Source organism: Ancylobacter moscoviensis, assembly GCF_007559435.1.
GTDB lineage: Bacteria > Pseudomonadota > Alphaproteobacteria > Rhizobiales > Xanthobacteraceae > Ancylobacter > Ancylobacter moscoviensis.
On record NZ_VMBP01000001.1, the window covers coordinates 1 to 25825 of the forward strand.

Below are 25825 nucleotides of genomic sequence, written 5' to 3' on the forward strand. Positions count from 1 at the left end.
AGCCGGAGCACGCAGGCCCCATGAGACCGAAGTCTCGAAACGAGGCCGAAGCCTCAATTCGCGCATCCGACCCGAAGGCCAGACGTCAGGGACTTGCGCCCCTTACCCTATGGGTTACACCCTTAGGGCAACCGACACCTCTTCGTCCGGCGACTTGCCGGTCGCTTGAACGACCATCTCGTCGAGAAGAACATCAGAGGAGCGCCGAACCCGCCGTTGCGGTGGCGCCGCGTCGATGGGCGCTTTATAGGGGGAGCCCCTCGGATCTGTCAACGGGCTTTTTTCAGAAAAATGACAGATCGGCGACGCTGTTCATAACTCGGCCAAGAACGAGAATAATAACTTACCTATCAATAGGTTAGAAGCACTGACCCAATTTCCGGGCTCGTTCGGACGGTCTCTTTTCGCCGGTCGCGGGCGACATTCCTGAGCCGCCCCGCATCCCCTCCCGGAAGGCCCCGCGAACCGCCCGAACGCCCCGAAACCCTTGCTCCCGCTCGCCTTACGGTCGCTCGTCCGTCAGTGGTCGGACAGCACCACCTCATCCGACCACTCGCCTTCCACCTCCTTCACGATGGCCTGGCCGCAGATCACGCGCCCCTTCACCGGGTCGAAAGTGAGGGTCGGATCGCCGTGCAGCTGCCAGCCCTTGTTCAGTGCGGCCGACACCCGCTTGCAGAAGGACACGTCGTCCGGTCCGGTCAGATAACGATAGAGCTTCATCCGCGTTCTTCCTCTTCAACCACGCGCCGCGATCGCATCCGCGAGCGCCACCGTCCTGCGGGCGATGTCGGCATGCATGCGCTCGACCATCCGCCCCTCGATCTGCACCACGCCCTTGCCGGCATTCTCCGGCCGGTCGAACAGCGCGATCAGCGCCCGCGCGGCCTCGACCTCCCCCGAGGGCGGCGTGAAAGCCGCGTTGCACGGCTCGATCTGGCCGGGATGGATCAGCGTCTTGCCGTCGAACCCCATCTCCGCTGCCTGCGCGCATTCGCGTGCGAAGCCGTCCAGGTCGCGGAACGCATTCCACACCGCGTCGAGCACCTCGACGCCGCCGGCCCGCGCCGCCAGCACGCAATGCGACAGCCATCCCATCATCGGCGCCCGCCCGGGCACGACACGCGCGCCAGTCTCCTTGGAGAGATCGTTCGTGCCGAGCACCAGCACCGCGAGCCGCGTCACCGGGTTGCGCGCGGCCAGCGCGATGTCGAGCGCCCGCAGCACGGCGAGCGGCGTCTCGATCATCGCCCACACCCGGAGCGCGGGCGCGGCGCCGAGCGCATCGAGCCGCCGCCCGATCGTCACCAGCGTCTCCGCGTCGCTCACCTTCGGGATCAGCACCGCGTCCGGGCCCGCGCCTTCCGCGCTCGCCCACGCCACCACGGCGAGATCCTCCTCGAACCACGGCGTGTCGACCGCGTTGGTGCGCACCACCACCTCGCGCGGGGCGAATCCGCCGGCGCGCAACGTCGCCGCCACCTGCGCGCGCGCATCCGCCTTGGCGTCGGGGGCCACCGCGTCCTCGAGATCGATGACCACGCCGTCGGCCGGCAGCGTGCGGGCCTTCTCCAGCGCGCGGGCATTCGAGCCGGGCATGAACAGCACGCTGCGGCGCGGTCGGACGATTGTGGACATGATTCGCTCGGCTAATTGGCAGGAAAGGGCGATGAGCCTATCCCGCTGAAGGACGGGCTGCCAATCGGGCACGCGCGTCCCTCGAGGCGGCGCTTCAGCGTGGAAGAGACCATGGACGAGACTTTCGATGTGCTCATCGTCGGCGGGGCGATCATGGGCGCGACGGCGGCCTATTTCCTCACCCTCGATCCGGCCTTCCGCGGCCGCGTCGCCGTCGTCGAGCGCGACCCGACCTTCACCTACTCCTCCACTACCCTCTCCGCCGCCTCGCTGCGCCAGCAGTTCTCCATCCCCGAGAACATCCGCATGTCGCTGTTCGGGCTGGAGTTCCTGAAGAGCGCGAAGGAGCGCTTCGGCGACGTCGACCTCGCCTGGCACGAGGGTGGCTATCTCATCCTCGCATCCGAGGCCGGCCTGCCGGTGCTCCAGGCCAATCACCGCGTGCAGAAGGCCGAGGGGGCCGATATCGACCTGCTCGATCCGGCGGCGCTGAAGGCCACCTTCCCCTGGCTCAATATCGAGGATCTCGCCGCCGGCGCCTATGGCCGCTCCGGCGAAGGCTGGTTCGACGCGCATGCGTTCCTGCAGGCCGTGCGCACGGCGGCGAAGGCGCAGGGCGCGCATTTCATCACCGGCGAAGTGGTGGCGATCACCCGCGAAGGGGATCGCGTCACCGGCGCCACGCTGGCGGACGGGCGGCGCATCGGCTGCGGTGTCCTCGTCAACGCCGCCGGCCCGCGCGGCGGCCGCGTCGCCGCCATGGCGGGGATCGAGCTGCCGGTGGAGGGGAAGAAGCGCTGCGTCTTCGTCGTGCATTGCCGCACGCCGCTGCCGAAGCTACCGCTGCTGGTCGACCCCTCCGGCTTCTACATCCGCCCCGAAGGCGCCTACCAGATCTGCGGCGCCCCGCCGGCGGAAGACAACGATCCCGACGCGGACGGGGATTTCGAGGTCGACTGGTCGATCTTCGAGGAAGGCATCTGGCCGCACCTCGCCCACCGCATCCCGGCGATGGAGGAACTCAAGGTCGTCCGCGCCTGGGCCGGGCATTACGAGATGAACCTCCTGGACCACAACGCCGTCATCGGCCCGCATCCCGAAGTGACGAACTTCTATTTCATGAACGGCTTCTCCGGCCACGGCCTGCAACAGGCCCCCGCCGCCGGCCGCGCCATCGCCGAATGGATCGTGCACGGCCGCTCCGTCTCGCTCGATCTCGGCGTGTTCTCCTATGAACGCATCGCCGCCGGCCGGCCGCATGCCGAACTCAACATCATCTGACCCCGCGCCCGTCACCGCTCCCCTGCGCGTCGCGGGCGTCGATGGCTGCAAAGGGGGCTGGGTGGCGGTGATCGTCGAGCCGGACGGCACCATGCGTGCCGAACGGGTCGCCGCCATCGCGGCGCTGTTCGAGCGCCCCCTCGCCCCTGATATCGTCGCCGTCGACATGCCGATCGGCCTGCCCGAGCGCGTGGAGGCAAGAGGCCGCGCGCCGGAGCGACTGGTGCGCCCGCTGCTCGGCGGGCGGCAGTCGAGCGTCTTCTCCATCCCCTCGCGCGCGGCGGTGCATGCCGGCGTCGATGCGGCAGTGCCCGAGGAGGAGCGCTATCGCCACGCCTGCGCGGTCTCGCGAGGGACCTCGCTGCCGCCCAAAGCCATCGCCAAGCAGGCGTTCCACATCTTCCCGAAGATCGTCGAGATCGATCGGCTGCTGCGGGGCGATCCCGCGCTTCAGTCGCGCCTCTACGAGTGCCACCCCGAGGTAGCCTTTTGGGCGATGAACGGCCGGACCGCGCTGGACCAGCCGAAGAAGGTGAAGAACGCCCCTCACCCGCCTGGCCTCGCCCTGCGGCGCCGTTTGCTCGAAGACGCCGGCTTCCCGCTCGAGCTGATGTCGCCGTCCAGGGCGCGCGAGCTGCGGGTCGGCGAGGACGACCTGATCGACGCCTGCGCCGCCGCCTGGACCGCAGGCCGCATCGCGCGGCACGCCGCGGTCAGCTTCCCCTCCCCGCCCGAGCGCGACGCCCACGGCCTGCCCATCGCCATCTGGGCGTAAGAATGAAATGGCCGGGACGAGCCCGGCCATGACGTCGTTCTGGGTGTGCAGGCGCGGTCAAAGCCCCGCGCCGTCCGCCACCGCCGTCTCCGGACGGTGGAACACGCCGGCCTGCGCCAGCATGGCCTCCAGCCGGTCGACGCCGGCCGCCGGGTCTAGCTTGTCGTTCTCGATCACCAGCTCCGGCGCAGAAGGCGCCTCATAGGGCGCGTCGACACCGGTGAAGCCACGGATCTCGCCGGCCCGCGCCTTGGCGTAGAGCCCCTTGGGGTCGCGCGCCTCGCACACGTCGAGCGGCGTGGCGACGTGCACCTCGAAGAAACGGTCGCCGACGATGGCCCGCACCCGTGCCCGCGCCTGCGCCGAGGGCGACACCGCCGCCACCAGCACGATGTGCCCGAGCCCCTTCAGCAGGTTCGCCACCTCCGCCAGCCGGCGGTTGTTCTCCGCCCGGTCGGCATCCGAGAAGCCGAGATCGCTGTTCAGCCCGGCGCGCAGCGTGTCGCCGTCGAGCAGCGTCGCCATGCCGCCGCGATGGAACAGCCGCCGCTCCAGCGCCCGCGCCAGCGTCGACTTGCCCGAGCCGGAAAGCCCGGTCAGCCACACCACCGCGCCGTCATGGCCGAAGCGGCCGATGCGCTCCTCGCTGGTCATGGCGGAGGAGACCGGGGTGATGTTGCGCGCGGCCGGCGCCGGCCGCGCGGCCTCCTGGTCAAGCACCGAAATGACGAGGCCGCCGCCGGCGATGCGCCCGCCGACTTCCAGCGCCAGGCGCCCGGTCCGCGGGTTCACCCCCTGCGGGTCGACCGCGACCGGCCGCGACAGCACCAGTTCCACCTCGCCGACCTGGTTGCGGCCGATGCGGTTCTCCTGCGACGTCGAGAGATGGCCGGGGTCGACGACCTGATACACCGTGCCGACATGGGCCCGCGCCTCGGAGGTGGCGAGCCGCACGATCACCGGCGTTCCCGTCTCCAGCGGCTCGTCGGCCAGCCAGAAAAGCCGCACCCTCAGGCGCCGCGCCGCGTGCGGGCGCGAGGCCGGCGTCGAGATGATCTCGCCGCGCTCGACGAAGATCTCGCGGTCGAGCGTGATCGCCGCCGCCGCGCCGGCACGAAGCGCCGTCCGCTCCTGCCCGGCCGGAGGCACGGGCCAGCTTTCGATGGTCTTCACCACGGCCGTCTTGCCCGAAGGCTGGAAGACGATCTCCTCGCCGACCTTCAGGCTGCCGGTCTCGATGCGGCCGGCGACGATGCGCCGGTCGTCGAACTTGTAGACCGCCTGCACCGGCAGGCGCAGCGAGAGGTCGCCCGGCGCGCGCGCCGGCTCGAAGCCGTCCAGCGCCTCCAGCACGGTCGGGCCGGCATACCACGGGGTGCGGGCGCCGCGTTCCGACACGCCGTCGCCCTCGCGGGCGGAGATCGGGATCACCGCGCTCGCCCGGACGCCGAGATCGGCGAGATAGGCGGAGATCTCGGCCTCGATGGCGCGGAAGACCGGCTCGGCGAAATCGACCCGGTCCATCTTGTTCACCACCACCGCCACCTGCTTCACCCCCAGCAGGTGCAGGAGGTAGCCGTGCCGGCGCGTCTGGTCGCGCACGCCCTCGGCGGCGTCGATCAGCAGCAGCGCGGCGTCGGCCTGCGCCGCGCCGGTGATCATGTTGCGCAGGAACTCCGCATGGCCCGGCGCGTCGATCAGGACGATATCGCGCGAGGCGGTGCGAAAGCGGATCTGGCTGGTGTCGATGGTGATGCCCTGGTCCCGCTCGGCCTGCAGGCTGTCGAGCAGGAAGGACCATTCGAAGGGCATGCCGCGCCGGGCGGAGATCGCCTTGAGCTGGTCGAGCTTCTGCTGGGGGATCCCGCCGGTCTCGTGCAGCAGGCGGCCGATCAGGGTCGACTTGCCGTGGTCGACATGGCCGACGATGACGATGCGCACCAGCGGGCGGTCGGCGGCCGCCACCGGCAGCGGCGTGACGTTGGAGGCGGTCGCTATATTAAGAGACATGGCGCGACCTCACAGATAGCCGGCGACGCGCAGTCGCTCGAAGGAATCCTCGGATTCATGGTCCATGGCGCGACCGGAGCGCTCCGGCACCTTTGTCGTCGCCAGTTCGACGAGGATGTCGTCGATCGTCGCCGCCTCGGACGTCACCGGGAAGGTGATGTCCTCGTCGCCCAGCGAGCGGTAGCGCTTGCCGTTCTTCGAGAAATACAGCGGAATGACGGGAATATTCTCGCGCTGGGTGTAGGCCCAGATGTCGAGCTCGGTCCAGTGCAGGATCGGGTGCACACGCAGATGCGCGCCCTGCGGCAGCGTCGCGTTGAAGTGATCCCAGAACTCGGGCGGCTGCTCGCGCACGTTCCAGTCGCCTTCCAGCCCGCGCGGGGAGAAGACGCGCTCCTTGGCGCGGGTGGCTTCCTCGTCGCGGCGGATGCCGGCGACCAGCGCGTCGAAGCCGTATTTCTCCAGCGCCAGCTTCAGCCCTTCCGTCTTGCGCGCCGCCGAGCGGGTGGCGGGCGGCAGGGTCGGGTCCATCTGCTCCAGCGGCGGGCACGGGTCGACCCGCAGATCCAGCCCCCACTCGACCGCGTAATGGTCGCGGAAGGCATACATTTCCTTGAACTTCTTGCCGGTGTCGACGTGAAGCACGGGGAAAGGTACGTGGCCGAGGAACGCCTTCCTCGCCAGCCAGATCATGACGTTCGAATCCTTGCCCAGCGACCAGAGCAGCGCCATCCGCTTCATCCGCGCGAAGGCCTCGCGGAAGATGTAGATGCTCTGGGCCTCGAGCTCGTCGAGCCGTTCGTCGGCAGTGGACATTGGTGAGAGACCCGTTCTGACCTCCCCGAGTATCGTCCGGGGACTAATTACACGTCAAATCCGTGCATTTATTTCTTTTGCACGTTCTAAATTGGTGTTATGCAGGCTCAACCCATCCGTCAACAGGAATTTGAGGACCCATGGCGGCCCCCCAGCAGCAGAAACTGAAGGTCAACGGCCCCGTCGCCGTCACCGCCAACCGCTTGACGGACGGCGCGGTGGTGTGGCGCACCAGCGGCGAAGGCTGGTCGGTCGACCTCGCCGAAGCCGCCATCGTCACCACGGCGGATGACGCCATCGCCCTGCTGGCGGCGGCACAGAAACGTGATCTCGACGCCGTGGGCGCCTATGTCGCCCCGGTGGTGATCGAGGCCGACGGCTCGGTGAAGCCGGGAAACCTGCGCGAGCGCATCCGCGTCGCCGGCCCCACTTTCGAGCTGCCGCACTGAACTGACGACATACAAGGCCAAGTTCGACGATGTATGCCTACGATGAATTCGACCGTGCCTTCCTGGCCGAACGTGTCGACGAATTCCGCGACCAGGTGGTGCGGCGCCTCTCCGGTGCCCTGACCGAGGACGAGTTCAAGCCGCTCCGGCTGATGAACGGCGTCTACCTGCAGCTGCACGCCTACATGCTGCGCATCGCCATTCCCTATGGCACGCTGAACGCCGATCAACTGCGCCGCATGGCCCATGTCGCGCGCACCTATGACCGCGGCTACGGCCATTTCACCACCCGGCAGAACATCCAGTTCAACTGGATCAAGCTGGAGGAACTGCCCGAGGCCATGGCCGCCCTCGCCGAGGTCGGCGTGCACGGCATCCAGACGTCGGGCAACTGCATCCGCAACGTCACCACCGACCAGTGGTCCGGCGCCACGCCGGAGGAATGCGACGACCCGCGCATCTGGGCGGAGATCCTGCGCCAGTACTCGACGTTGCACCCCGAATTCACCTACCTGCCGCGCAAGTTCAAGATCGCCATCACCGCCGCCGCGCACGACCGCGCCGCGACCAAGGTGCACGATGTCGGCCTGCGCCTGCACCGCAACGCGCAGGGCGAGCTGGGCTTCGAGGTGCTGGTCGGCGGCGGCCTCGGCCGCACGCCCTTCGTCGGCAAGTCGATCCGCCCCTTCCTGCCGGTGCGCGACCTGCTGAGCTACATCGAAGCCATCATGCGCGTGTACAATCAGTACGGGCGCCGCGACAACATCTACAAGGCGCGCATCAAGATCCTCGTCCACGAGATCGGCGCCGAGGCCTTCGCCAAGGCGGTGGAAGCCGAATGGGAAGCGATCCGCGGCGGTGCGCTGCACCTCACCGACGAGATGATCGCCGAGATCCGCGGCCGCTTCATCTATCCCGCCTTCCAGGCGCTGGAGGATGATCCGGCGGAACTCGTCGAGGCGCTGAAGGATGCGCGCTTCGCCACCTGGTACCGCAACTCCGTGCACAAGCATAAGGTGCCCGGCCACTCCATCGTCACCATCTCGCTCAAGCCCGTCGGTGCCCCTCCGGGCGACGCGACGGCGGACCAGATGGACGTGGTCGCCGACCTCGCGGACGACTACGGCTTCGGCGAGATCCGCGTCGGCCACGAGCAGAATCTCTGCCTGCCCAACATCGCGCAGAAGGACCTGCCGGAACTCTGGCGGCGGCTCGACGCGGCCGGGCTCGCCACGCCCAACGTCAACCTCGTCAACGACATCATCGCCTGCCCTGGCCTCGATTATTGCGCACTGGCCAATGCCCGCGCCATTCCGGTCGCGCAGGAGATCGCCAAACGCTTCTCCGACCTCGACCGCGCCCGCGGCATCGGCCGGCTGCACATCAACATCTCCGGCTGCATCAATGCCTGCGGCCACCACCATGTGGGCCATATCGGCATTCTCGGCGTCGAGAAGAACGGCCAGGAATTCTACCAGATCACGCTGGGCGGACGCGCCGACGAGCATGCCCAGCTCGGCACCCTGCTCGGACCAGCCGTGTCCTACGAGCAGGTCCCGGGCCTCATCGAGGACGTGGTGGATACCTATATGGAACTGCGCGCCGGCCCGCATGAACTCTTCATCGACACCGTGGCCCGGCTTGGCGTCGAACCCTTCAAGGAGCGCGTCTATGCCGCTCATTGAGAACGGAAAGATCATCGAGGACCGCTTCGTCCGCGTCGGCGACGACGAGGCGCTGCCGGAAGGGGCGGCCGTGCTCATCGGCGTCGATCGCTTCCTCAGGGAAGCCGAGACGCTGAAGGGCCGTCAGGCGCCGGTCGGTGTGATCTGGCCGAACGACCGGCCGATCGCCGAGATCGCGCCCTATCTCGACCGCCTCTCGCTGATCGCGCTGGTGTTCCCGATCTTCCGCGACGGGCGCGCCTACAGCCAGGCGCGGCTGCTGCGCGAGCGGCTGGGCTGGCGCGGCCCGCTGCGCGCCACCGGCAATGTGCTGCGCGACCAGTTCCTTTTGATGGAGCGCTCCGGCTTCGACCAGATCGAGGCCGTCAAGGGGGCGGATGCCGACGCCTTCGACGAGGCGGTCCACCGCTACACCGTCTTCTACCAGCCGGCCACCGACGAGCGTCCGAGCCTGCTGCGCCAGCGTCTCGGCCGCACGGTCCGGGGAGTCTGACCATGACCATCGCCCAGCGCGCCGATACCGGCCCCATCCCCATCGTCCCCTGCACGGACGATGTGAGCGGGCTCGCCTGCGCGCTGGCGGATGCCGGCCCGACCGAGATCATCGCCGAGGCGGCCCGCTTCGTCGGTTCGGGCAAGCTGTGCGTCGTCTCCTCCTTCGGTACGGAATCGGCGGTGCTGCTGGCCTTCGCCGCCGAGGTCGACCGTTCCATCCCGGTCGTCTTCCTCGATACCGGCTGGCTGTTCGAGGAAACGCTCGCCTATCGCGACTCCCTCGCCGCCCATCTCGGCCTCACCGATGTGCGCACCATCCAGCCCGACGCCGCCCGTCTTGCCGCGCTCGATGCGGATCGCGACCTCTGGTTCTCCGATCCCGATGCCTGCTGCCGCATCCGCAAGGTGGAACCCCTCGCCCGCGCGCTGGCCGGCTTCGACGGCTGGCTGAACGGGCGCAAGCGCTACCAGGGCGGCCTCAGGGCCAATATCCCGGTGGTCGAACGCGACGGCGCGCGGCTGAAGTTCAACCCGCTCGCCAATCTCGATCTCGCCGAGGTCGAGGAGGCGCGCAGGCGCTTCGCCCTGCCCGACCATCCGCTGGTGGCGAAGGGGTTCAACTCGGTGGGCTGCATGCCCTGCACCAGCCGCGCCGCTCCCGAGGAAGGCGTGCGTGCCGGCCGCTGGCGCGGCAAGGCCAAGACCGAGTGCGGCATCCATACCCTGCTGAACACGATCGACCGCTAAGCCGGCCGCGCCGGATCGGGCCAGGCCCAAAGGCAGGCCCCGTCGCCCCTCATCCACGCCGAGTCAACCGGCCGCCCCGCCGCATGCCCGTCGATCGAGCGCCGCGTCATGCCCGGCCCCGAGCCGGGCATCCACGCCTTCCCCCGGCACCGAAGAAACGCGGATGAGTGGCGCAAGGCCCGCCGCAACGCCGCGCGGTGCCGCGCTCTGTGCCAGCCCGGAAGCCCTGCGTCCCCATTTCACACGCCGATAATGTATCGAAACTCTATTTTCTATCTTTAATGTATTTTTATATTGACCACGACATATCGACGTGAAAACCTCCCTCCATGGAATTCATCGGCGCAGGAGCGCCGCCGGGGAGAAGTCGTCATGTCCTTCCATTTCAAACCTGCGGTCACGGCCGCGCTCATTGCCGCCCTCGCCGTGCCGGTCGGTCTGGCGCCTATCGGCTTCACGCCGGCCGCCCGCGCCGCCGACGTCTCGCTGCTCAACGTGTCCTACGACCCGACCCGCGAGCTCTACCAGCAGTTCAACAAGCTCTTCGCCGATAAGTACAAGGCCGACACCGGCAAGACCATCGAGATCAAGACCTCGCATGGCGGCTCGGGCAAGCAGGCCCGCTCGGTGATCGACGGCCTCGAGGCCGATGTCGTCACGCTGGCGCTCGCCTATGACATCGACGCCATCGCCGACAAGGGCTTCCTCGCCCAGGACTGGCAAAAGCGCCTGCCGGACAACTCGTCGCCCTACACCTCGACCATCGTCTTCCTCGTGCGCAAGGGCAATCCGAAGGACATCAAGGACTGGGGCGACCTCGTGAAGCCGGGCGTGCAGGTCATCACCCCGAACCCAAAGACCTCGGGCGGCGCGCGCTGGAACTACCTCGCGGCCTGGGCCTATGCGCTGAAGAAGGAAGGCTCCGAGGACAAGGCCAAGGACTTCGTCCGCAACCTCTTCAAGAACGTGCCCGTGCTCGACACCGGTGCGCGCGGCTCGACCGTCACCTTCACCGAGCGCGGCGTCGGCGACGTGCTGCTCGCCTGGGAGAACGAGGCCTTCCTGTCGAAGAAGGAATTCGGCGACGACAAGTTCGACATCGTCGTCCCCTCGCTCTCCATCCTCGCCGAACCGCCGGTCGCCATCGTCGACAAGAATGTCGAGCGCAAGGGCACCCGCGACGTGGCCGAGGCTTATCTCAAGCTGCTCTACAGCAAGGAAGGCCAGAAGCTCGCGGCCGAGAATTTCTACCGCCCGCGCGATCCCGAGGTCGCCAAGGAATATGAGAAGGTGTTCCCGAAGGTCGATCTCGTGACCATCGACGACGCGGCCTTCGGCGGCTGGCGCAAGGCCCAGAAGACCCACTTCTCCGACGGCGGCGTGTTCGATCAGATCTATTCGAACTGACCGCCCCGCCGGTCGCGCCACCCATCGACACTTCCCATCGACACCGCGCCGGGCCTTTCGCGAGGTCCGGCGCTCGCCGTAACATGACGTCTCCGGGAGCCGGGCCTTGAGCGATATGACCTTGGATCGAACCACGCTGGTGGGAACCGCGCCGCCGACAGCCGCCAGGCGTCAGCACAGCGTCATTCCCGGCTTCGGGCTGACGCTCGGCCTCACCCTGCTGTGGCTCTCGCTCATCGTGCTGATCCCGCTCGCGGCCCTGTTCGTGAAGACCGCCGAACTGTCGGTGGAGCAGATCGCCGCCATCCTCACGGCCCAGCGCACGCTCAACGCGCTGAAGATCTCCTTCGGCCTGTCGCTGGCCGCCGCGGCGATCAACCTCGTCTTCGGCGCCGTCATCGTCTGGGCACTGGTGCGCTACGATTTTCCCGGCCGGCGCATCCTCGACGGGCTGATCGACATTCCCTTCGCCCTGCCGACCGCCGTCGCCGGCATCGCCCTGACGACGCTCTACGCCGAAAACGGCTGGATCGGCTCGCTGCTGGCGCCGCTCGGCATCAAGGTGGCCTTCACGCCGCTCGGCATCCTTGTCGCCCTCGTCTTCATCGGCCTGCCCTTCGTGGTGCGCACCGTCCAGCCCGTGCTGGAGGATCTCGACCACGAACTGGAGGAGGCCGCCGCCACGCTCGGCGCCGGCCGCTGGACCACCATCCGCCGCGTCGTGCTGCCCGCCGTGCTGCCCGCCTTCCTCACCGGCTTCGCCCTCGCCTTCGCGCGGGCGGTGGGCGAATACGGCTCGGTGATCTTCATCGCCGGCAATCTGCCGAACATCTCGGAGATCGCGCCGCTGCTGATCGTGATCCGGCTGGAGGAGTTCCGCTACGCGGACGCCACCACCATCGCCGCCACCATGCTCGTCGCCTCCTTCATCTTGCTCTTTATCATCAATGGCTTGCAGCGCTGGTCGCAAAGCCGCACCGGGAGAACCGCATGAGCAACGCCTCGCCCGTGCGGGACGAGCCCGCCGCCGTCAAATGGACAGTCATCGGCCTTGCCGCACTCTTCATCGGCCTGTTCATCGTGCTGCCGCTGGTCAACGTCTTCGCCCAGGCCTTCGTGAAGGGCTGGCAGGCCTATCTCGACGCGCTGGTCGAGCCGGACGCGCTGGCGGCGATCCGCCTGACCCTGCTCGTCACCGCCCTGTCGGTCACCGCCAACACGGTGATGGGCCTCGTGACGGCATGGGCGATCACCAAATTCTCCTTCAAGGGCAAGAGCTTCCTCATCACCCTCATCGACCTGCCCTTCTCGGTGTCGCCGGTGGTCGCGGGCCTCATCTTCGTGCTGCTGTTCGGCGCGCAGGGCTATTTCGGGCCGTGGCTGATCGACAATGGCTGGAAGATCATCTTCGCCTGGCCGGGCATCACGCTGGCGACGGTCTTCGTCACCTTCCCCTTCGTCGCCCGCGAGCTCATCCCGCTGATGCAGGAGCAGGGAACGACGGAGGAAGAGGCGGCGGTCACGCTGGGCGCCGGCGGCTGGCGCGTCTTCTCCCGCGTCACCCTGCCCAACATCAAATGGGCGCTGCTCTACGGCGTGCTGCTCTGCAACGCCCGCGCGATGGGCGAGTTCGGCGCGGTCTCGGTGGTCTCCGGCCATGTGCGCGGCGAGACCAACACCATCCCGCTGCAGGTCGAGATCCTCTACAATGAGTACCAGTTCCAGGCGTCCTTCGCGGTCGCCTCGCTGCTGGCCCTGCTCGCCATCGTCACCCTGCTGGCGAAGACCGCTCTGGAAGCCCGGCTGGTCAGCCGCAGCGGGCGGCACTGAGGCGCCCGTTCCTCAGAACAGATAGACCGCCGCGATGAAGCCGCCGACCAGCACGATGACGAACACGGCGGTCACCAGACCCAGCCGCTCCTCGATGAAGCTTCGCGCCGACGGCCCGATCCAGTAGAGCAGGCCGGCGACCATGAAGAAGCGCAGGCCGCGGGTGATCAGCGACAGCACGACGAACCAGAACAGGCTGTAATGGGCGAAGCCCGAGGTGATCGTCACCACCTTGTAGGGAATCGGCGTCAGGCCCTTGATCAGGATGATCCAGTGGCCGTAGCGCTGATAGGCCTCGGTGAAGGCCTCGACCTTCGATCCGTAGCCATAGAGCTGGATCAGGAACTGCCCGACCGATTCGTACAGCAGCGCGCCGATCGCGTAGCCCGCGAGGCCGCCCACCACGGAAGCGAGGGTGCACAGCGTCGCGTACCACCAGGCGAGCTTGGGCCGCGCCAGGCACATCGGTACCAGCATCACATCCGGCGGCACGGGGAAGAAGGAGCTCTCGGCGAAGGAGACCCCCGCCAGCGCCCACGGCGCCGAGCGCCGCTCGGCAAGGTCGATCACCCATTGATAGAGGCGGCGCAGCATGATGGTCCGGTGGTTTGGTGGGAGATGAAAGGCGTAGCTTAGACAGGCCGATTGCGGCCGCTCAGCGGCGGCGGCCGGCGCCCTGGGCCTTGCCGGGGCCCCCGCCCGGGTCGGCCCCCTCGCGGCGGGCGACCGAAAGGAAATCGGCCGGCAGGTCGGTGTGCGACCGGCTGTCGCGCGAGCGGCTGTCCTGGAAGAGATCGCCGTTGAGGACGCCGGGGCCGTGCTTGCCGCCGCGCTTGGGCAGCTTCTCGGCCATGCCCATCAGTTCCTCGCGCCGGCGCATCTCCGCCCACACATCCTCCGGATCGATGCCGAGCTCCACCCACAGCACGACGAGATTGTAGAGGAGGTCCGCGCTCTCGCGTACCGTGCCGGCCGTGTCGCCGGTTACCCCGTCGAGCGCGACCTCGACGGCCTCCTCGGCCACCTTCTTGGCGATGAACGACCGCCCCTTGGCAAACAGCCGCGCGGTCCGCGGCGAGGGGTTCCGACCTCGGCGCGTCGCGACCACGGCAGCATGGAGGCGGCGAATCGAATCACTCATGCTGCGATCTTAAATCCACATTCATGAAGAGCTTGTAGCGAAAGTCGCCCCCGCGCCCGTCCCCCGGAGGATGGGCCGGCGCGGCCTTCGGGAAGCCCTTCCGCACCGGTGGTATCCGGTGCCGGTGCGGGTATTACGGATGGCTTTGCCTTTTGCGCCGCCGGGGGGATCGGAGTAAGTAGGGAGGTGATGAGGGGGGCTCATCGCCGGCCCATGCTGGAAACGGATGCTCGAAGCGTGTTGAACCTTCCCCTGTTCCGCACCCGCAATTGCCTTGCCTGGCTTACCGCGGGTCTCGTTGCGACCGCCTTGCTGGTTCCCGCCGCGGCGCGGGCCACGCCGTCGCTCGTCATCGAGGTCGAAAGCGGCAAGGTTCTGCTGGCCGACGACGCCACCAAGCCGTGGTACCCGGCCTCCGTCACCAAGCTGATGACGGCCTATGTGACCTTCAAGGCGCTCCGCAGCGGCCGCCTCACGCCGCAGACTCTGATCACGGTGTCGGAGAACGCGGCGGCGCAGAAACCCTCCAAGATGGGCTTCCGGGTCGGCACGCAGGTGACGGTCGACAACGCCCTCAAGATGATGCTGGTGAAGTCGGCCAACGACATGGCCGTGGTGCTCGCCGAGGGCGTCAGCGGCTCGCTGCCGGCCTTCATCGCGGAGATGAACGCCACCGCCGCCGAGCTCGGCATGACCGGCTCGCACTTCGCCAATCCCAACGGCCTGCCGGACCCGGACAACGTCTCCACCGCGCGCGACCTCGCGGTGCTCGCCCGGCACATCCTGCTCGACTTCCCCGATCAGTCCGACCTGTTCCGCATCCCGGCGATGAAGCTCGGGCCGTCGGTGATCCGCAGCTACAACAAGCTGATCGACCGCTATCCCGGCGCGGACGGCATGAAGACCGGCTTCATCTGCGCCTCCGGCTTCAACCTCGTCGCCAGCGCCAAGCGCGGCAACCGGCATCTCATCGCCGTAGTTCTGGGCACCAATTCCGGCCGCGACCGCACCGAGCAGGCCGCCCTGCTGCTGGAGCGCGGCTTCCAGCAGTCCTGGAACATTTTCGGCAACATGTCGCCGACGGTCGATTCGCTGCGCAACGAGGGCGGCGCCCCGGTCGACATGCGCAAGCTGGTCTGCGGCCCGCAGCGCAAGACGGTCGCCTCCGAGGCCGATGACGACAGCGGGCCCGCCGCGAGCGGCTATGTCGCCGCCGGCATGGCCAGCCTTGGCGACGGTGTGACCGGCGCCAGCCTGCTGCAGCAGCTTCCGCCCTCCATGGCCCCGGTCGAGGTCTGGGTCGGCCCGGTGCCGAGCGCCGAGGCGCTCGCCGCCGCCTATCCCCCGCCGCCGGAGAAGAAGAAGCCCGCCGGCACGAAGACGACGGTCAAGAAGAACGCCAAGGGGCAGACCACGGCGGTGATCGATCCGAACGATCCGGCGGCGAAGCCGACGCCGAAGCCCGCCGCCAAGCCGGCCAAGCCCGCCCAGAAGCCGGCCAAGCCGAGCGCCAAATCGGCGAGCGCGCAGCCCGCGCCATTGCCGAAGCCGGCTCCGGCGCCTAGCTATCCACTCGTTCCCCCGCCCCCGCAGTAGCGCCACCGGCGCGCGGCGCGGCGACCATTCTCTCTCGCGCGGCACGGCTGTTCCGCGCGACGGCCAGGATTTCGACCATGAGCGAGGAGCCCCGCCTCCCGCCGGAGCCCATTCCGGTCACGCTGCTCACCGGCTTTCTCGGCGCCGGCAAGACGACGCTGTTGAACGAGCTGCTCCAGCAGCCCGGCCTCGCCGACACCGCCGTGCTGATCAACGAGTTCGGCGAGATCGGCCTCGACCATCTGCTGGTCCAGCATTTCGACGACGCCACCGTGCTGCTCGCCTCGGGCTGCCTGTGCTGCACGGTGCGGGGCGATCTGGTCGAGGGGCTGGAGCAGCTCCTGCGGCGCATGGACAACGGCGTCATTCCGCCCTTCCGCCGCGTGGTGATCGAGACCACCGGCCTGGCGGATCCCGCGCCGATCCTGCACGTGCTGATGATGCACCCCTATCTGGTGATGCGCTTCCGGCTGGACGGCGTGGTGACGGTGGTCGATGCGGTGAACGGCGCCGCGACGCTGGACGAGCATCCCGAATCCGTGCGCCAGGCGGCGATCGCCGACCGCATCGTGCTGACCAAGACCGATCTCGTCGACACGCCGGAGCGCCGGGCCGGGCTCGATGCGCTGCTGGCGCGCCTTGCCCGTCTGGCGCCGGGCGCCCCGGTGCTCGACGCCGCGAAGGGCGAGGCCACGCCGGCCGCCCTGTTCGAGGCCGGGCTCTACGATCCCTCGACCAAGATCCCCGACGTCTCGCGCTGGCTGGCCGACGAGGCGGTGGCGGCGGCCGAGGAAGCCTCCCGCACCCACGCCCATGACGAGAACCGCCACGACGAGCGCATCCGCGCCTTCACCGTGGCGACGGACGCCCCGGTCTCCGCCGCGGCCATCGACATGTTCCTGGAGCTGGTGCGCGGCACCCATGGCTCCAAGCTGCTGCGCCTGAAGGGCATCGTGAAGCTCGCCGAGGACCCCGAGCACCCGCTCGTGCTGCACGGCGTCCAGCACGTCCTGCACCCGCCGAGCCAGCTTCCCGCCTGGCCGGACGACGACCGGCGCACCCGTCTGGTGATGATCGTGCGCGATGTCGAGCCGGCGGTGATCAAGCGCCTGTTCGACGCCTTCATGGGCCTGCCGGCCCCGGACCAGCCGGACGGCCGGGTGCTGGCCGACAACCCGCTGGCGCCAGCCACGATGCGGCGCTGAGACGCCGCCCGCGTGCCGCCGGCCGGGTCACTGGCCCGGCGCGGGCGCCCCGTTGATCAGCACCTGCGTCTCGCCGGAGGCGGGCGCTCCCGCCGGTGCGGCCGCGGTCGTCGAGGCCGCGGCCTCCGCCTTCGGGTCCGGCACGGCGAGCACCATCGCCCAGTAGACGCCGTACTTGCTGCGCGGCGCGCGCGCCGCCGCGATGCCGAGCCGGGTCGCGCCGGGCATCAGCATGTTCTTGTTGTGCGAGGGCGAATCCCGCCAACCGGAGAAGGCTTCGGCCAGCGTGTGATAACCGGCGCCGACATTCTCCGAGGCGCGCAGCCCGCTGAAGCCGGCCGCCTTCAGCCGCGCGGTCAGGCCGCGCCCGCCGATATTGTGGGAGAGCTGGTCGGCCGCCGCCATCGACTTCGCCTGCCGTTCCGCCACCGCCATCAATACCGGATCGATGGTCACCGCCGGCAGGCCGCGCCCGCGCCGGTAGTCGCTCAGCAGCGAGGCCGCCGCCTGCGGATCGAGCGCACCGCCCTTCGCGATATTGGCATAGAAGGTCTCGTCGACCGGCCCGCCGGAAGGCGGCGCCGCCGCGCAGCCGGCGAGCAGCACGGGCACCAGCAGGAGACCGGCGAGACGCTTCAGCAGGAAGGACTTCATGGGGTTTCTCGACTGAGAGGAGAGCGCCGGCGCCGCGCCGGACGCTACGAATCGGCGGGAGCGTCGTCGTCCTTGCTGTCGGCCGCGCCGATCGGGCCGCCGCGATAGATGCTCCACGGCGTGTAGGGAATGCCGATCTTCGCCGCCTTGAGCCGGTCCAGCACGGCGAAATGCAGGTCGCTCTTCACGGTGAGCGCATAGTCGACATTGGCCACCACGCAGCGCAGCTCGAACTGCAGATAGCTGTCGCCGAACCCCATGAGGAAGACGCGCGGCGGCGGGCTGCGCAGCACCTGCGGATGATCGCAGGCGCAGCCGATCAGGATGTCCCGGATTTCGTCCGCGTCGGCGTCATAGGCGACGTTGACCTTCACGATCACCCGGCCGGTGGTGTTGGCGTGGGTGAAGTTCTTCACCATGCCGGTGATCAGGTCCGAATTGGGGATCAGCACCGCCGCGCGGTCGAAGGTCTCGATCTCGGTGGCGCGCACGCTGATGCGCCGGACATAGCCTTCCTCGCCCTTCACCGAGATGGTGTCGCCGACGCGGATCGGCCGCTCGGCCAGCAGGATCAGCCCCGAGACGAAGTTCGAGACGATGGACTGCAGGCCGAAACCGATACCGACCGAGAGCGCACCGGCGACCAGCGCGATGTTTTCGAGGTTGAGCCCGATCTGTCCCATCGCCATGGCGATCACGGCGATGGAGCCGATATAGCCGATGATGGTGGCGATGGAGTTCTGCAGGCCCTGGTCGAACGCCGTCTTGGGCAGGATCGCCACCGCGAACCAGCGCTGCACCGCGCGGGCGATGACGATGCCGATCACCAGGAACAGCACGGCGCTCAGCACGTCGCCGATGGCGATGGTGGAGTTGCCGATGGTGAAGCCGAAGGTGACGCGGCTCACCAGGTCGCGCAGGTCCGCCGTCGAGGTGCCGAAGGTTCCCACGACGACGACGACGATCACGATCACCGCCATCGCCTTCAGCACGCCGGCGACCAGCACCGACAGCAGTTCGAGGCTGGCCGGGCGCACGCCGAGCGTCTTGGCGACGCTGCGCGCCCGTGGGCCGCTGGCGATGGCGTCGATGAAGAAGGCGTTGATCAGCGCGATGACGAGATAGAGCGTTCCCGCCATCACCACCGCGATGAGCGAGCGGGAGGACAGGAAGGCGGCGAAGCTCACATAGCCGCCGATCAGGGCGCCGGCGATGGTCAGGTTCAGCACCCAGAAGGGGAACCGGATCCATTGCAGCGCCGTGGAAGGGGCACCCGTACCCGCCTCCTTGGCCTCCGGCTTGCTCTCCGACACGGCGGGCGCGCCGTCGCGGGCGGCCGCGCCGTCGCCGTCATCGCCGTCCCCGTCGCCCATCTCGGCGTTGAGGGCGCGCATGGCGCGGGCGGCGACGAGAACGAGACCGATGGACATGGCGGCGCTGGTCGCCACCGTCAGCGGAACGGGCGCCACCAGCACCCGGTGCAGCGTGTTGAGCAGCGCCCCGGCGGCGAGGATCCACAGGCCGGTCGCGGCGTGGCCGTAGATCAGCCGCGCCATGTTCTCCGACAGCGGCACCGCCCGGCGCCGCGCCTCGCCCGGCGCCAGGGCGCCGGCGAGCAGGCCCCGGCCGATGGCGACGATGGAAACCGCCAGCAGCACGCCCTGCGCCAGCTCGTTGATGCGTTCGGGGACGAGATCGAAGGCATTGAACAGCGTCAGCACCGCGAAGGTCGCCACCGGCGCCGCGGCCATGCGCAGGATCGCGACCAGCGCCGACAGCGAGCAGGCCCTCAGCCGGGGCAGCGGTTCATCGTCGCCGCCGAGATCGGCGCGGCGCAGCGGCCGCGAGAACATGTTCTGCGCGGCGACGACCAGCCCGATGATGACGAGCGCGCCGAAGGCCACGCCGAGCTGGCCCCAGATCGACATGCGCGCGCCCGCATAGGCGTTCCAGTCGTTCATCAGATAGCGGACGCCGCGCCACTCCACCGGCACGGCCGCCGCCGCCTGAAGCCAGAGCGTGGGATCGAGCGCGCTGTAGGAGCGCGCGAACAGCGTGTCGGTGAACATCGCTCGCCGGCGGCCGGTGATGCGATCGGAGAGCTGGTCGGCGCGCACGTTCAGCAGCTTGGCCTGCTTCAACACCGCATCGAGCTCGCTCGCCCGCGCCGCCAGCGCCTCGCGCTCGCGGGTGATGGAGGCGTCCTCCGGCGGCGCGTCGTCCGCCGGCTTGGGGCCGATCTCCTTCACGCGATTGGTCATGTTGGCGAGCAGCGGCTCCAGCAGCGTGATCGCCGCGCCGAGCTCGGTGCGCACCGGGTCCAGCCGGTTGCGCAGCTCGTCCAGATCCACCGACCGCAGGCCGTCCCGGCCCAGCGCCGCCTCGACGCCGTCGACGATCGCCCGCTGGCCTTCCAGCTTCTCCTGTACCTGCGATTGCTCGGGGGGCGCCTGCGCATGGCCAGCTCCGGCCGGCAGCAGCACCATGAAGGCAATGAGAAGCGCGGCGAACCACGAGAACAGGGCGCGCGCCGGCATCATCGCGCGGCCCCCTGCGGCGGCGCCTGCGCGCCGCGCATCAAGGGGTTCGCCGATGGCAATATCGGTGACAATGGAATGAGAAAGCATCATCAGGGGGCGGATTCGAACCGGACCTCCCCTGTCTCAGGCCCGATAAAGGCCAAGTCAAGGCGCATCCGCCGCTTGCACCGGGCGAATGCCGCCTCAGTTGCCGCGCATGGTCGGCGGCAGCAGGCGCTCCTGCAGGTCGAACGCCGAGGAGAAGATGGCGAAGACGTCGCCGAGGAATTCGCGCGTCTGCGAGAACAGCGTGGCGCGGGGCGCGCGCATCCGGCCGATCATCTCCTCGTCGTCCAGCGACAGCTCGGCCGCGTGGTGGATGGCGAGGTTCTTCATCGGGCCGTTATTGGGCAGGAAGACCACCTGCAGTTCCTCGATGCCGCGGTTCTGCGCCAGCAGCACGAGATGGCGCATCAGCGCCGAGCCGATGCCCTTGCCCTGCCACGGCCGCTCGACGCTGAACGCCGCCTCGGCGGCGACCGGCTTGCCGGGCCTGCGGGTCAGCGGGTGCAGCTCGGCGACGGCACGCAGCTCGCCCTCGACGAAATAGCCGAGCGCGCTCGCCTCGCTGGAGACGACACGGGTAGCGTGGCGCGTCAGGGCGGCATCGGAAACGACACCGCCGAAACGCATGAAGCGGCTCAGCGGATCGAGACGCAGAAGATGATCGACGACAAGCTGCCGTTCCGCCGGCACCAGCTTGCGGATATGGCCCTCCAGCCGCTCGCCCGCATGCTCATGCGGAGCCGCGACGGCGGGGGCAAGGTCCTCCTTCACGGAGGTGGATACGGAATCGGTCATGGCGTCGGCCTCGTCTGGACCGCCCCTGTTGCGTTGCAGCAGAAATATGCGCACCGCAAAACAATACAACTCCCGCGACTGCATGGCTCGCATGCGGCGCGCGAGCCGGATGCCCGATGACTGCCCGACAACGCTCTTTTCTACGCCGCAATCGGCCGCCGGCCAATGCGTATCCTCGCCGAGGAGCGCCCTCGTTCAGCGGCTCACGCTCGCCGACTGGTTGCGGCCTACCATCTCGGTGATCGCCTGCCGCAGCGAGCCCTCGGCGGTGACGCCGAAATTGTAGTGGCTCATCGAGAACGGCCCCACCTTGCCCGGATGCGCCGACCGGAAGCCGACATAGACGCCGAGGAAGCCGCCATTCGGCGCCAGCAGCGCCGCGCCGGACACGCCGCCCTCCGCGTCGCAGTCGATCGCCACCTCGCGCAGGCCGCTCGGCGTCGTCGCCGTCACCTGCCGCGCGCGGCAGCCCTGCAGCGAATAATTCTCCTCGCCTCCCGCACGGGCGGCGGCGGCCAGCACGATCTCGCCCGGCACGCTCATCGCCTTCGCCGGCATGTAGGGCTTGGCGCCGATGACGGCGTTCGCCAGCGGCACCACCGCCCAGTCCTTCACCGCCGGCTCGGCATAAGGCTCGCGGGCGCCGCAGATCACCTCCTCGACGTCGATGGGCACCACCTGCCGGCTGCCGCCCGCCTCGATCTCGAAGGTGCAGCTATCCCCCGTGCCGCGCGGCTCGCCGCCGGGCGCGAACAGCACATGGGCGGCGGTCACCAGCACGTTGCTGGCGCCGACGAGCTGGCCGGTCCCCACCGCCGAGCCGCAGCGCACCAGCCCGGTGGCGCCGAAACGGGTGGAAACCGTAGACGCGGAGAGACCTTTCGACCGGGCATATTCATCCCGCGTCTGGCGTCCGTCCTCGTCGATGATGATGGCGGAGGAGGGAAGATCGCCGGCCGCCGCATTCTTGCGCTCCAGCGCACCGGCGGGCGTGGCAAGGTTGCAGGCGGCGACAAGGGTCAGGCACAGCGCGGGGAGTGCCCGGCTACTCTGGAACACACGCTGCAACTGCATACGGTCCCCGCTCCCGCTCGTGAGAGGGGAAACATTGCGGGAACGACTGAGGCCGCGTCAAGGCGGAAGACGGGTCGCGCCATGGCCGGTGGCGAATCGCGGCCTCGCGCGTCGCAGCCCTGCCATGCGAATCCCTCATCCGGCGCGCCGGCCTTGCGGGAACGTCGCCTCCCCGCCCCTTACGTTTCGGCAGATTCCGGCCTTCTCCGGCACCTTCCGCGGCCTCGGCCGCCGGCCTGGCACCCGGCCCCGACCTTCGCATGAGAAGGCCCCGTCGCGCTTGCTGCCGCGCGCCGCTCCCGCTAAGCGTGCGCTGCAATATGGCAGGAGTGGTCCGAGATGGCGGACATGGTGACGGCGGAAGCCGGCGGCTCGGTGCTCGCGGCGCGGTATGTCGCCCGCATGGCGGTCGGCGATCTGACGCCGGATTCCGGGCAGGCCCGGGTCGTCGCCGCGCTGGCGGCGCTGGAACAGCGCATCGCCGCCCGCCGCCTCGCCCGCAAGACCTCGGCGCTGGGCTGGCTCTTCGCCCGCCGCGAGGACACCGTGCCCCGCGTGCGCGGCCTCTACATCCACGGCGCGGTCGGCCGCGGCAAGACCATGCTGGTCGACCTGTTCTACGAATGCGTCGCGGTGCGCAAGCGCAAGCGCCGCGCCCATTTCCACGAATTCATGGCCGACGTTCACGCCCGCATCTTCCAGGTGCGCGCCGACATGAAGACCGGCAAGATCAAGGATGGCGACCCCATCGCCCTGGTCGCCGCCGCCCTCTACGAGGAGGCCTGGCTCCTCTGCTTCGACGAGTTCCACGTCACCGACATCGCCGACGCGATGATCCTCGGCCGCCTGTTCGAGAAGCTGTTCGACCTTGGCGTCGTCATCGTCGCCACCTCCAACGTCGCACCGCAGGATCTCTACAAGGGCGGCCTCAACCGCGCGCTGTTCCTCCCGTTCATCGGCATGATCGAGGAGCACATGGAGGTGGTGCGCATCGATTCCCCCACTGACTACCGCATGGAGAAGCTCGGCGGCGCGCGCATCTGGTACGTGCCCGCCGCGTACGAGAGCATGGCGGATGTCGACCGGGAGATGGACAAGGTCTGGCACCGCATCGCCGGCATCGACGGCGGCGCCCCGGCGACGCTGGTTTCCGCCGGGCGCACCATCCCAGTGCCGCGCGCGGGCGGCGGCGCGGCGCGCTTCTCCTTCCACGACCTGTGCGGCGTACCGCTCGGCGCTTCCGACTATCTGCGCCTCGCCCGCGCCTATCACACGCTGGTCATCGACCACATCCCCCGGCTCGACCAGGACCGCCGCAACGAGGCCAAGCGCTTCATCACGCTGATCGACGAGCTCTACGAGAAGGGCGTGAAGCTGGTCGCCTCGGCCGAGGCGGAGCCCGAGACGCTCTACACCGGCACCGAGGGGGCGGAAGCCTTCGAATGGGCGCGTACCGTCTCGCGCCTGCACGAGATGCGCTCGGAAGAGTATATTGCACGTCCGCATGGACGCGGTGATTCCGAGGCTAGCGGCGACACGACGGGCCTTGTCGAAACCTGATCGGGCGAAAGCGTGCCCAACGCCGTTTTCGGGGTTGATCGGCCGGGCGCGACGCCCAAATCTGGAGCCTGACCTCCCCCTCTCACGGACGCTCCCGGCATGAGCAGCCGCCTTCACAAGAACGACGCGCCGACACACACCTGCGCCCTCACCGGCCGCATCGTCTCCTCCCGCGACGGCGTGCGGCTCGACATGCTCCGCCCGGCGCTGGCGGACCACATCCGGGCGCTGCATCCAGCCATCCCGGCGGACGCCTATATTTCCCGCGCCGCGCTGGCCAAGGAGCGCGCCGCCTACATCGCCGCCACGCTTCAGGCCGAGCGCGGCGACCTGAGCCAGCTCGACCACGAGGTCATCGACAGCCTCGCGGCCAACGACATCCTGACCGAGAATGTCGAGCTGTCGATCGAGGGCAACCGCACCTTCGGCGAACGCGCGGCGGACACCATCGCCTCCTTCGGCGGCAGCTGGACCTTCATCATCTCCTTCATGGTGTTCATCAGCATCTGGATGGCGCTGAACATCGCCGGCCTGCTCGGGGCCTTCGATCCCTACCCGTTCATCCTGCTGAACCTGGTGCTGTCCTGCATCGCCGCCCTTCAAGCGCCCGTCATCATGATGAGCCAGAAACGGCAGGAGGCGAAGGACAGGCTGCGCTCGGAGAACGACTATCGCATCAACCTGAAGGCCGAACTCGAGATCCGCCATCTTCACGAGAAGATCGACCACATGCTCACGCGCCAGTGGGAGCGGCTGGCGGAGATTCAATCGATACAGATCGATCTCATGGAAGATCTCGCGCAGAGAAGGCGCTAGGCATCTTGTATTTCGTATACCAATACAGTGTCCGAAAGTCGTAGTGGCGGGGAAATACGCACGTGACCTTCATCGCTTGAACCCCACGACGATAAGGTTTATCGGAAGCCGCGCGCGGCGGACCGCCGCACCCTCCCCCTCGGAAAGTCAGGAAATCTCATGGCTCGAGCAAAGATTGCACTGATCGGGGCCGGTCAGATCGGCGGTACTCTCGCCCTTCTCGCAGGCCTCAAGGAACTCGGCGACGTCGTTCTCTTCGACGTGGCGGAGGGTGTTCCGCAGGGCAAGAGCCTCGACATCGCGGAAGCCGCGCCGGTTCTTGGCTTCGACGCCAAGCTGGTCGGCACCAACGGCTATGAGGCCATCGAGGGCGCGGATGTGGTGATCGTCACCGCCGGCGTGCCGCGCAAGCCGGGCATGAGCCGCTCCGACCTTCTCGGCATCAACCTGAAGGTGATGGAGCAGGTCGGCGCCGGCATCGCCAAGTTCGCCCCCGACGCCTTCGTCATCTGCATCACCAATCCGCTCGACGCGATGGTGTGGGCGCTGCAGAAGGCTTCCGGCCTGCCCACCCACAAGGTGGTTGGCATGGCCGGCGTGCTGGACTCCGCGCGCTTCCGCTACTTCCTCGCGGACGAGTTCAACGTCTCGGTCGAGGACGTCACCGCCTTCGTGCTGGGCGGCCACGGCGACGACATGGTGCCGCTGGTGCGCTATTCCGGCGTCGCCGGCATCCCGCTGCCGGACCTCGTCAAGATGGGCTGGACCACGCAGGAGAAGGTCGACGCTATCGTCGAGCGCACCCGCAAGGGCGGCGGCGAGATCGTCAACCTGCTCAAGACCGGCTCGGCCTTCTACGCGCCGGCCGCCTCGGCCATCGAGATGGCGACCTCCTATCTGCGCGACAAGAAGCGCCTGCTGCCGGCCGCCGCCTATCTCGCCGGTCAGTACGGCGTGGACAAGCTGTATCTCGGCGTGCCGGTGATCATCGGCGCCGGCGGCGTCGAGCGGATCGTCGAGATCAGCCTCGACGGTGCCGAGCAGGCCATGCTCGACAAGTCGATCGCCTCCGTCCAGGAGCTGGTCGCCGAGTGCCGGAAGATCGCTCCCGACCTCGGCAAGTGAGGCGGGGCCTCGCGCCGGCGGGCCGCCGAGGCGGTCCGCAAGGTCGCGAGGACGTGATGGCCTCCGGGCCGGAGAAAGACCGGCGGGGCTCGCCCCGCCGCCTGCGATGCCCGACAGTGGCGTCGATATTGCTTTGCGTAT

General features: G+C 68.6%; 24 protein-coding genes. 14 read left to right on the forward strand and 10 right to left on the reverse strand.

All coding sequences use genetic code 11. From position 1 onward, the window contains the following. Positions 1–519: 519 nt before the first annotated feature. Both FO470_RS00005 and FO470_RS00010 read right to left on the reverse strand, forming a co-directional pair. Complete coding sequence (locus FO470_RS00005) at positions 520–723, reverse strand: DUF1737 domain-containing protein (protein ID WP_144340891.1); 204 nt, start codon at positions 721–723, stop codon at positions 520–522. A gap of 15 nt (positions 724–738) precedes the next feature. Further along, on the reverse strand, positions 739–1638 hold the full coding sequence (locus tag FO470_RS00010; protein ID WP_144340892.1) for an HpcH/HpaI aldolase/citrate lyase family protein: 900 nt from the start codon (positions 1636–1638) through the stop codon (positions 739–741). Between the two features lie 111 nt (positions 1639–1749). Between FO470_RS00010 and FO470_RS00015 the strand changes: the two genes are divergently transcribed. Together FO470_RS00015 and FO470_RS00020 are read left to right on the forward strand one after the other, a co-directional pair. Next, the gene (locus tag FO470_RS00015; protein WP_144340893.1) at positions 1750–2919 is read left to right on the forward strand and encodes an NAD(P)/FAD-dependent oxidoreductase; all 1170 of its coding nucleotides are present in this window, start codon (positions 1750–1752) and stop codon (positions 2917–2919) included. Further along, complete coding sequence (locus FO470_RS00020; protein WP_335880501.1) at positions 2870–3694, forward strand: DUF429 domain-containing protein; 825 nt, start codon at positions 2870–2872, stop codon at positions 3692–3694. Before FO470_RS00015 ends, FO470_RS00020 begins: the two co-directional genes overlap by 50 nt. Positions 3695–3751: 57 nt before the next feature. On the opposite strand, the gene cysC is transcribed toward FO470_RS00020, so the two are convergent. Together cysC and cysD are read right to left on the reverse strand one after the other, a co-directional pair. Beyond that, on the reverse strand, positions 3752–5704 hold the full coding sequence (gene cysC / locus FO470_RS00025) for an adenylyl-sulfate kinase (protein ID WP_144340894.1): 1953 nt from the start codon (positions 5702–5704) through the stop codon (positions 3752–3754). A 9-nt stretch (positions 5705–5713) separates the two neighbouring features. After that, positions 5714–6520, reverse strand: coding sequence for a sulfate adenylyltransferase subunit CysD (cysD, locus tag FO470_RS00030; RefSeq protein ID WP_144340895.1), 807 nt, complete (start codon positions 6518–6520; stop codon positions 5714–5716). A gap of 140 nt (positions 6521–6660) precedes the next feature. Here cysD and FO470_RS00035 point away from each other — a divergent pair, with 140 nt between their 5' ends. The 7 genes from FO470_RS00035 (at position 6661) to cysW (ending at position 13133) form a co-directional block, all read left to right on the forward strand. Further along, on the forward strand, positions 6661–6969 hold the full coding sequence (locus FO470_RS00035) for a DUF2849 domain-containing protein (protein ID WP_144340896.1): 309 nt from the start codon (positions 6661–6663) through the stop codon (positions 6967–6969). Between the two features lie 29 nt (positions 6970–6998). Beyond that, on the forward strand, positions 6999–8654 hold the full coding sequence (locus FO470_RS00040) for a nitrite/sulfite reductase (RefSeq protein WP_144340897.1): 1656 nt from the start codon (positions 6999–7001) through the stop codon (positions 8652–8654). Then, a complete protein-coding gene (locus FO470_RS00045; protein ID WP_144340898.1) occupies positions 8641–9147 on the forward strand; it encodes a DUF934 domain-containing protein in 507 nt (168 codons plus the stop codon). The genes FO470_RS00040 and FO470_RS00045 overlap by 14 nt, the downstream gene beginning before the upstream one ends. 2 nt (positions 9148–9149) lie before the next feature. Beyond that, positions 9150–9896, forward strand: coding sequence for a phosphoadenylyl-sulfate reductase (locus FO470_RS00050; RefSeq protein ID WP_144340899.1), 747 nt, complete (start codon positions 9150–9152; stop codon positions 9894–9896). Positions 9897–10268: 372 nt separating this feature from the next. Beyond that, a complete protein-coding gene (locus FO470_RS00055) occupies positions 10269–11303 on the forward strand; it encodes a sulfate ABC transporter substrate-binding protein (RefSeq protein ID WP_144340900.1) in 1035 nt (344 codons plus the stop codon). 115 nt (positions 11304–11418) lie between these two features. Then, on the forward strand, positions 11419–12297 hold the full coding sequence (gene cysT, locus FO470_RS00060) for a sulfate ABC transporter permease subunit CysT (RefSeq protein ID WP_186291847.1): 879 nt from the start codon (positions 11419–11421) through the stop codon (positions 12295–12297). After that, on the forward strand, positions 12294–13133 hold the full coding sequence (gene cysW / locus FO470_RS00065; protein ID WP_144340901.1) for a sulfate ABC transporter permease subunit CysW: 840 nt from the start codon (positions 12294–12296) through the stop codon (positions 13131–13133). Before cysT ends, cysW begins: the two co-directional genes overlap by 4 nt. A gap of 12 nt (positions 13134–13145) precedes the next feature. Here cysW and FO470_RS00070 read toward each other — a convergent pair whose 3' ends face one another. Together FO470_RS00070 and hisE are read right to left on the reverse strand one after the other, a co-directional pair. After that, positions 13146–13727: a YqaA family protein gene (locus FO470_RS00070; RefSeq protein ID WP_144340902.1), complete on the reverse strand. Its 582-nt coding sequence runs from the start codon at positions 13725–13727 to the stop codon at positions 13146–13148. A gap of 61 nt (positions 13728–13788) precedes the next feature. Beyond that, entirely contained in the window at positions 13789–14274 is a 486-nt protein-coding gene (gene hisE / locus FO470_RS00075; protein ID WP_144340903.1) for a phosphoribosyl-ATP diphosphatase, read from the reverse strand. A 237-nt stretch (positions 14275–14511) separates the two neighbouring features. Here hisE and FO470_RS00080 point away from each other — a divergent pair, with 237 nt between their 5' ends. Both FO470_RS00080 and FO470_RS00085 read left to right on the forward strand, forming a co-directional pair. Further along, positions 14512–15870, forward strand: a complete 1359-nt coding sequence (locus tag FO470_RS00080; protein WP_244616786.1) for a D-alanyl-D-alanine carboxypeptidase family protein — start codon at positions 14512–14514, stop codon at positions 15868–15870. A gap of 77 nt (positions 15871–15947) precedes the next feature. Then, a complete protein-coding gene (locus FO470_RS00085) occupies positions 15948–17075 on the forward strand; it encodes a CobW family GTP-binding protein (protein WP_144340904.1) in 1128 nt (375 codons plus the stop codon). A gap of 27 nt (positions 17076–17102) precedes the next feature. On the opposite strand, the gene FO470_RS00090 is transcribed toward FO470_RS00085, so the two are convergent. The 4 genes from FO470_RS00090 to FO470_RS00105 form a co-directional block, all read right to left on the reverse strand. Beyond that, positions 17103–17729: a CAP domain-containing protein gene (locus FO470_RS00090; protein ID WP_144340905.1), complete on the reverse strand. Its 627-nt coding sequence runs from the start codon at positions 17727–17729 to the stop codon at positions 17103–17105. Positions 17730–17773: 44 nt separating this feature from the next. Further along, positions 17774–20269, reverse strand: a complete 2496-nt coding sequence (locus FO470_RS00095; protein ID WP_246659424.1) for a DUF3772 domain-containing protein — start codon at positions 20267–20269, stop codon at positions 17774–17776. Positions 20270–20452: 183 nt separating this feature from the next. Beyond that, on the reverse strand, positions 20453–21109 hold the full coding sequence (locus tag FO470_RS00100) for a GNAT family N-acetyltransferase (RefSeq protein WP_144340906.1): 657 nt from the start codon (positions 21107–21109) through the stop codon (positions 20453–20455). A 195-nt stretch (positions 21110–21304) separates the two neighbouring features. After that, positions 21305–22183: a trypsin-like peptidase domain-containing protein gene (locus FO470_RS00105; protein ID WP_144340907.1), complete on the reverse strand. Its 879-nt coding sequence runs from the start codon at positions 22181–22183 to the stop codon at positions 21305–21307. A 339-nt stretch (positions 22184–22522) separates the two neighbouring features. Here FO470_RS00105 and zapE point away from each other — a divergent pair, with 339 nt between their 5' ends. The 3 genes from zapE to mdh all read left to right on the forward strand — a co-directional run bounded on the left by zapE (position 22523) and on the right by mdh (position 25684). Then, on the forward strand, positions 22523–23743 hold the full coding sequence (zapE, locus tag FO470_RS00110; protein WP_144340908.1) for a cell division protein ZapE: 1221 nt from the start codon (positions 22523–22525) through the stop codon (positions 23741–23743). 99 nt (positions 23744–23842) lie between these two features. Next, a complete protein-coding gene (locus FO470_RS00115; RefSeq protein ID WP_144340909.1) occupies positions 23843–24559 on the forward strand; it encodes a DUF1003 domain-containing protein in 717 nt (238 codons plus the stop codon). A 159-nt stretch (positions 24560–24718) separates the two neighbouring features. Next, complete coding sequence (gene mdh, locus FO470_RS00120; protein WP_144340910.1) at positions 24719–25684, forward strand: malate dehydrogenase; 966 nt, start codon at positions 24719–24721, stop codon at positions 25682–25684. Positions 25685–25825 lie beyond the last annotated feature (141 nt).

Coding starts and splice junctions, on each gene's coding strand:
- FO470_RS00005 (WP_144340891.1), bottom strand. CDS start 723: ATGAAGCTCTATCGTTATCTGACCGGACCGGACGACGTGTCCTTCTGC.
- FO470_RS00010 (WP_144340892.1), bottom strand. CDS start 1,638: ATGTCCACAATCGTCCGACCGCGCCGCAGCGTGCTGTTCATGCCCGGC.
- FO470_RS00015 (WP_144340893.1), top strand. CDS start 1,750: ATGGACGAGACTTTCGATGTGCTCATCGTCGGCGGGGCGATCATGGGC.
- FO470_RS00020 (WP_335880501.1), top strand. CDS start 2,870: ATGAACGCATCGCCGCCGGCCGGCCGCATGCCGAACTCAACATCATCT.
- cysC (WP_144340894.1), bottom strand. CDS start 5,704: ATGTCTCTTAATATAGCGACCGCCTCCAACGTCACGCCGCTGCCGGTG.
- cysD (WP_144340895.1), bottom strand. CDS start 6,520: ATGTCCACTGCCGACGAACGGCTCGACGAGCTCGAGGCCCAGAGCATC.
- FO470_RS00035 (WP_144340896.1), top strand. CDS start 6,661: ATGGCGGCCCCCCAGCAGCAGAAACTGAAGGTCAACGGCCCCGTCGCC.
- FO470_RS00040 (WP_144340897.1), top strand. CDS start 6,999: ATGTATGCCTACGATGAATTCGACCGTGCCTTCCTGGCCGAACGTGTC.
- FO470_RS00045 (WP_144340898.1), top strand. CDS start 8,641: ATGCCGCTCATTGAGAACGGAAAGATCATCGAGGACCGCTTCGTCCGC.
- FO470_RS00050 (WP_144340899.1), top strand. CDS start 9,150: ATGACCATCGCCCAGCGCGCCGATACCGGCCCCATCCCCATCGTCCCC.
- FO470_RS00055 (WP_144340900.1), top strand. CDS start 10,269: ATGTCCTTCCATTTCAAACCTGCGGTCACGGCCGCGCTCATTGCCGCC.
- cysT (WP_186291847.1), top strand. CDS start 11,419: ATGACCTTGGATCGAACCACGCTGGTGGGAACCGCGCCGCCGACAGCC.
- cysW (WP_144340901.1), top strand. CDS start 12,294: ATGAGCAACGCCTCGCCCGTGCGGGACGAGCCCGCCGCCGTCAAATGG.
- FO470_RS00070 (WP_144340902.1), bottom strand. CDS start 13,727: ATGCTGCGCCGCCTCTATCAATGGGTGATCGACCTTGCCGAGCGGCGC.
- hisE (WP_144340903.1), bottom strand. CDS start 14,274: ATGAGTGATTCGATTCGCCGCCTCCATGCTGCCGTGGTCGCGACGCGC.
- FO470_RS00085 (WP_144340904.1), top strand. CDS start 15,948: ATGAGCGAGGAGCCCCGCCTCCCGCCGGAGCCCATTCCGGTCACGCTG.
- FO470_RS00090 (WP_144340905.1), bottom strand. CDS start 17,729: ATGAAGTCCTTCCTGCTGAAGCGTCTCGCCGGTCTCCTGCTGGTGCCC.
- FO470_RS00095 (WP_246659424.1), bottom strand. CDS start 20,269: ATGATGCCGGCGCGCGCCCTGTTCTCGTGGTTCGCCGCGCTTCTCATT.
- FO470_RS00100 (WP_144340906.1), bottom strand. CDS start 21,109: ATGACCGATTCCGTATCCACCTCCGTGAAGGAGGACCTTGCCCCCGCC.
- FO470_RS00105 (WP_144340907.1), bottom strand. CDS start 22,183: ATGCAGTTGCAGCGTGTGTTCCAGAGTAGCCGGGCACTCCCCGCGCTG.
- zapE (WP_144340908.1), top strand. CDS start 22,523: ATGGCGGACATGGTGACGGCGGAAGCCGGCGGCTCGGTGCTCGCGGCG.
- FO470_RS00115 (WP_144340909.1), top strand. CDS start 23,843: ATGAGCAGCCGCCTTCACAAGAACGACGCGCCGACACACACCTGCGCC.
- mdh (WP_144340910.1), top strand. CDS start 24,719: ATGGCTCGAGCAAAGATTGCACTGATCGGGGCCGGTCAGATCGGCGGT.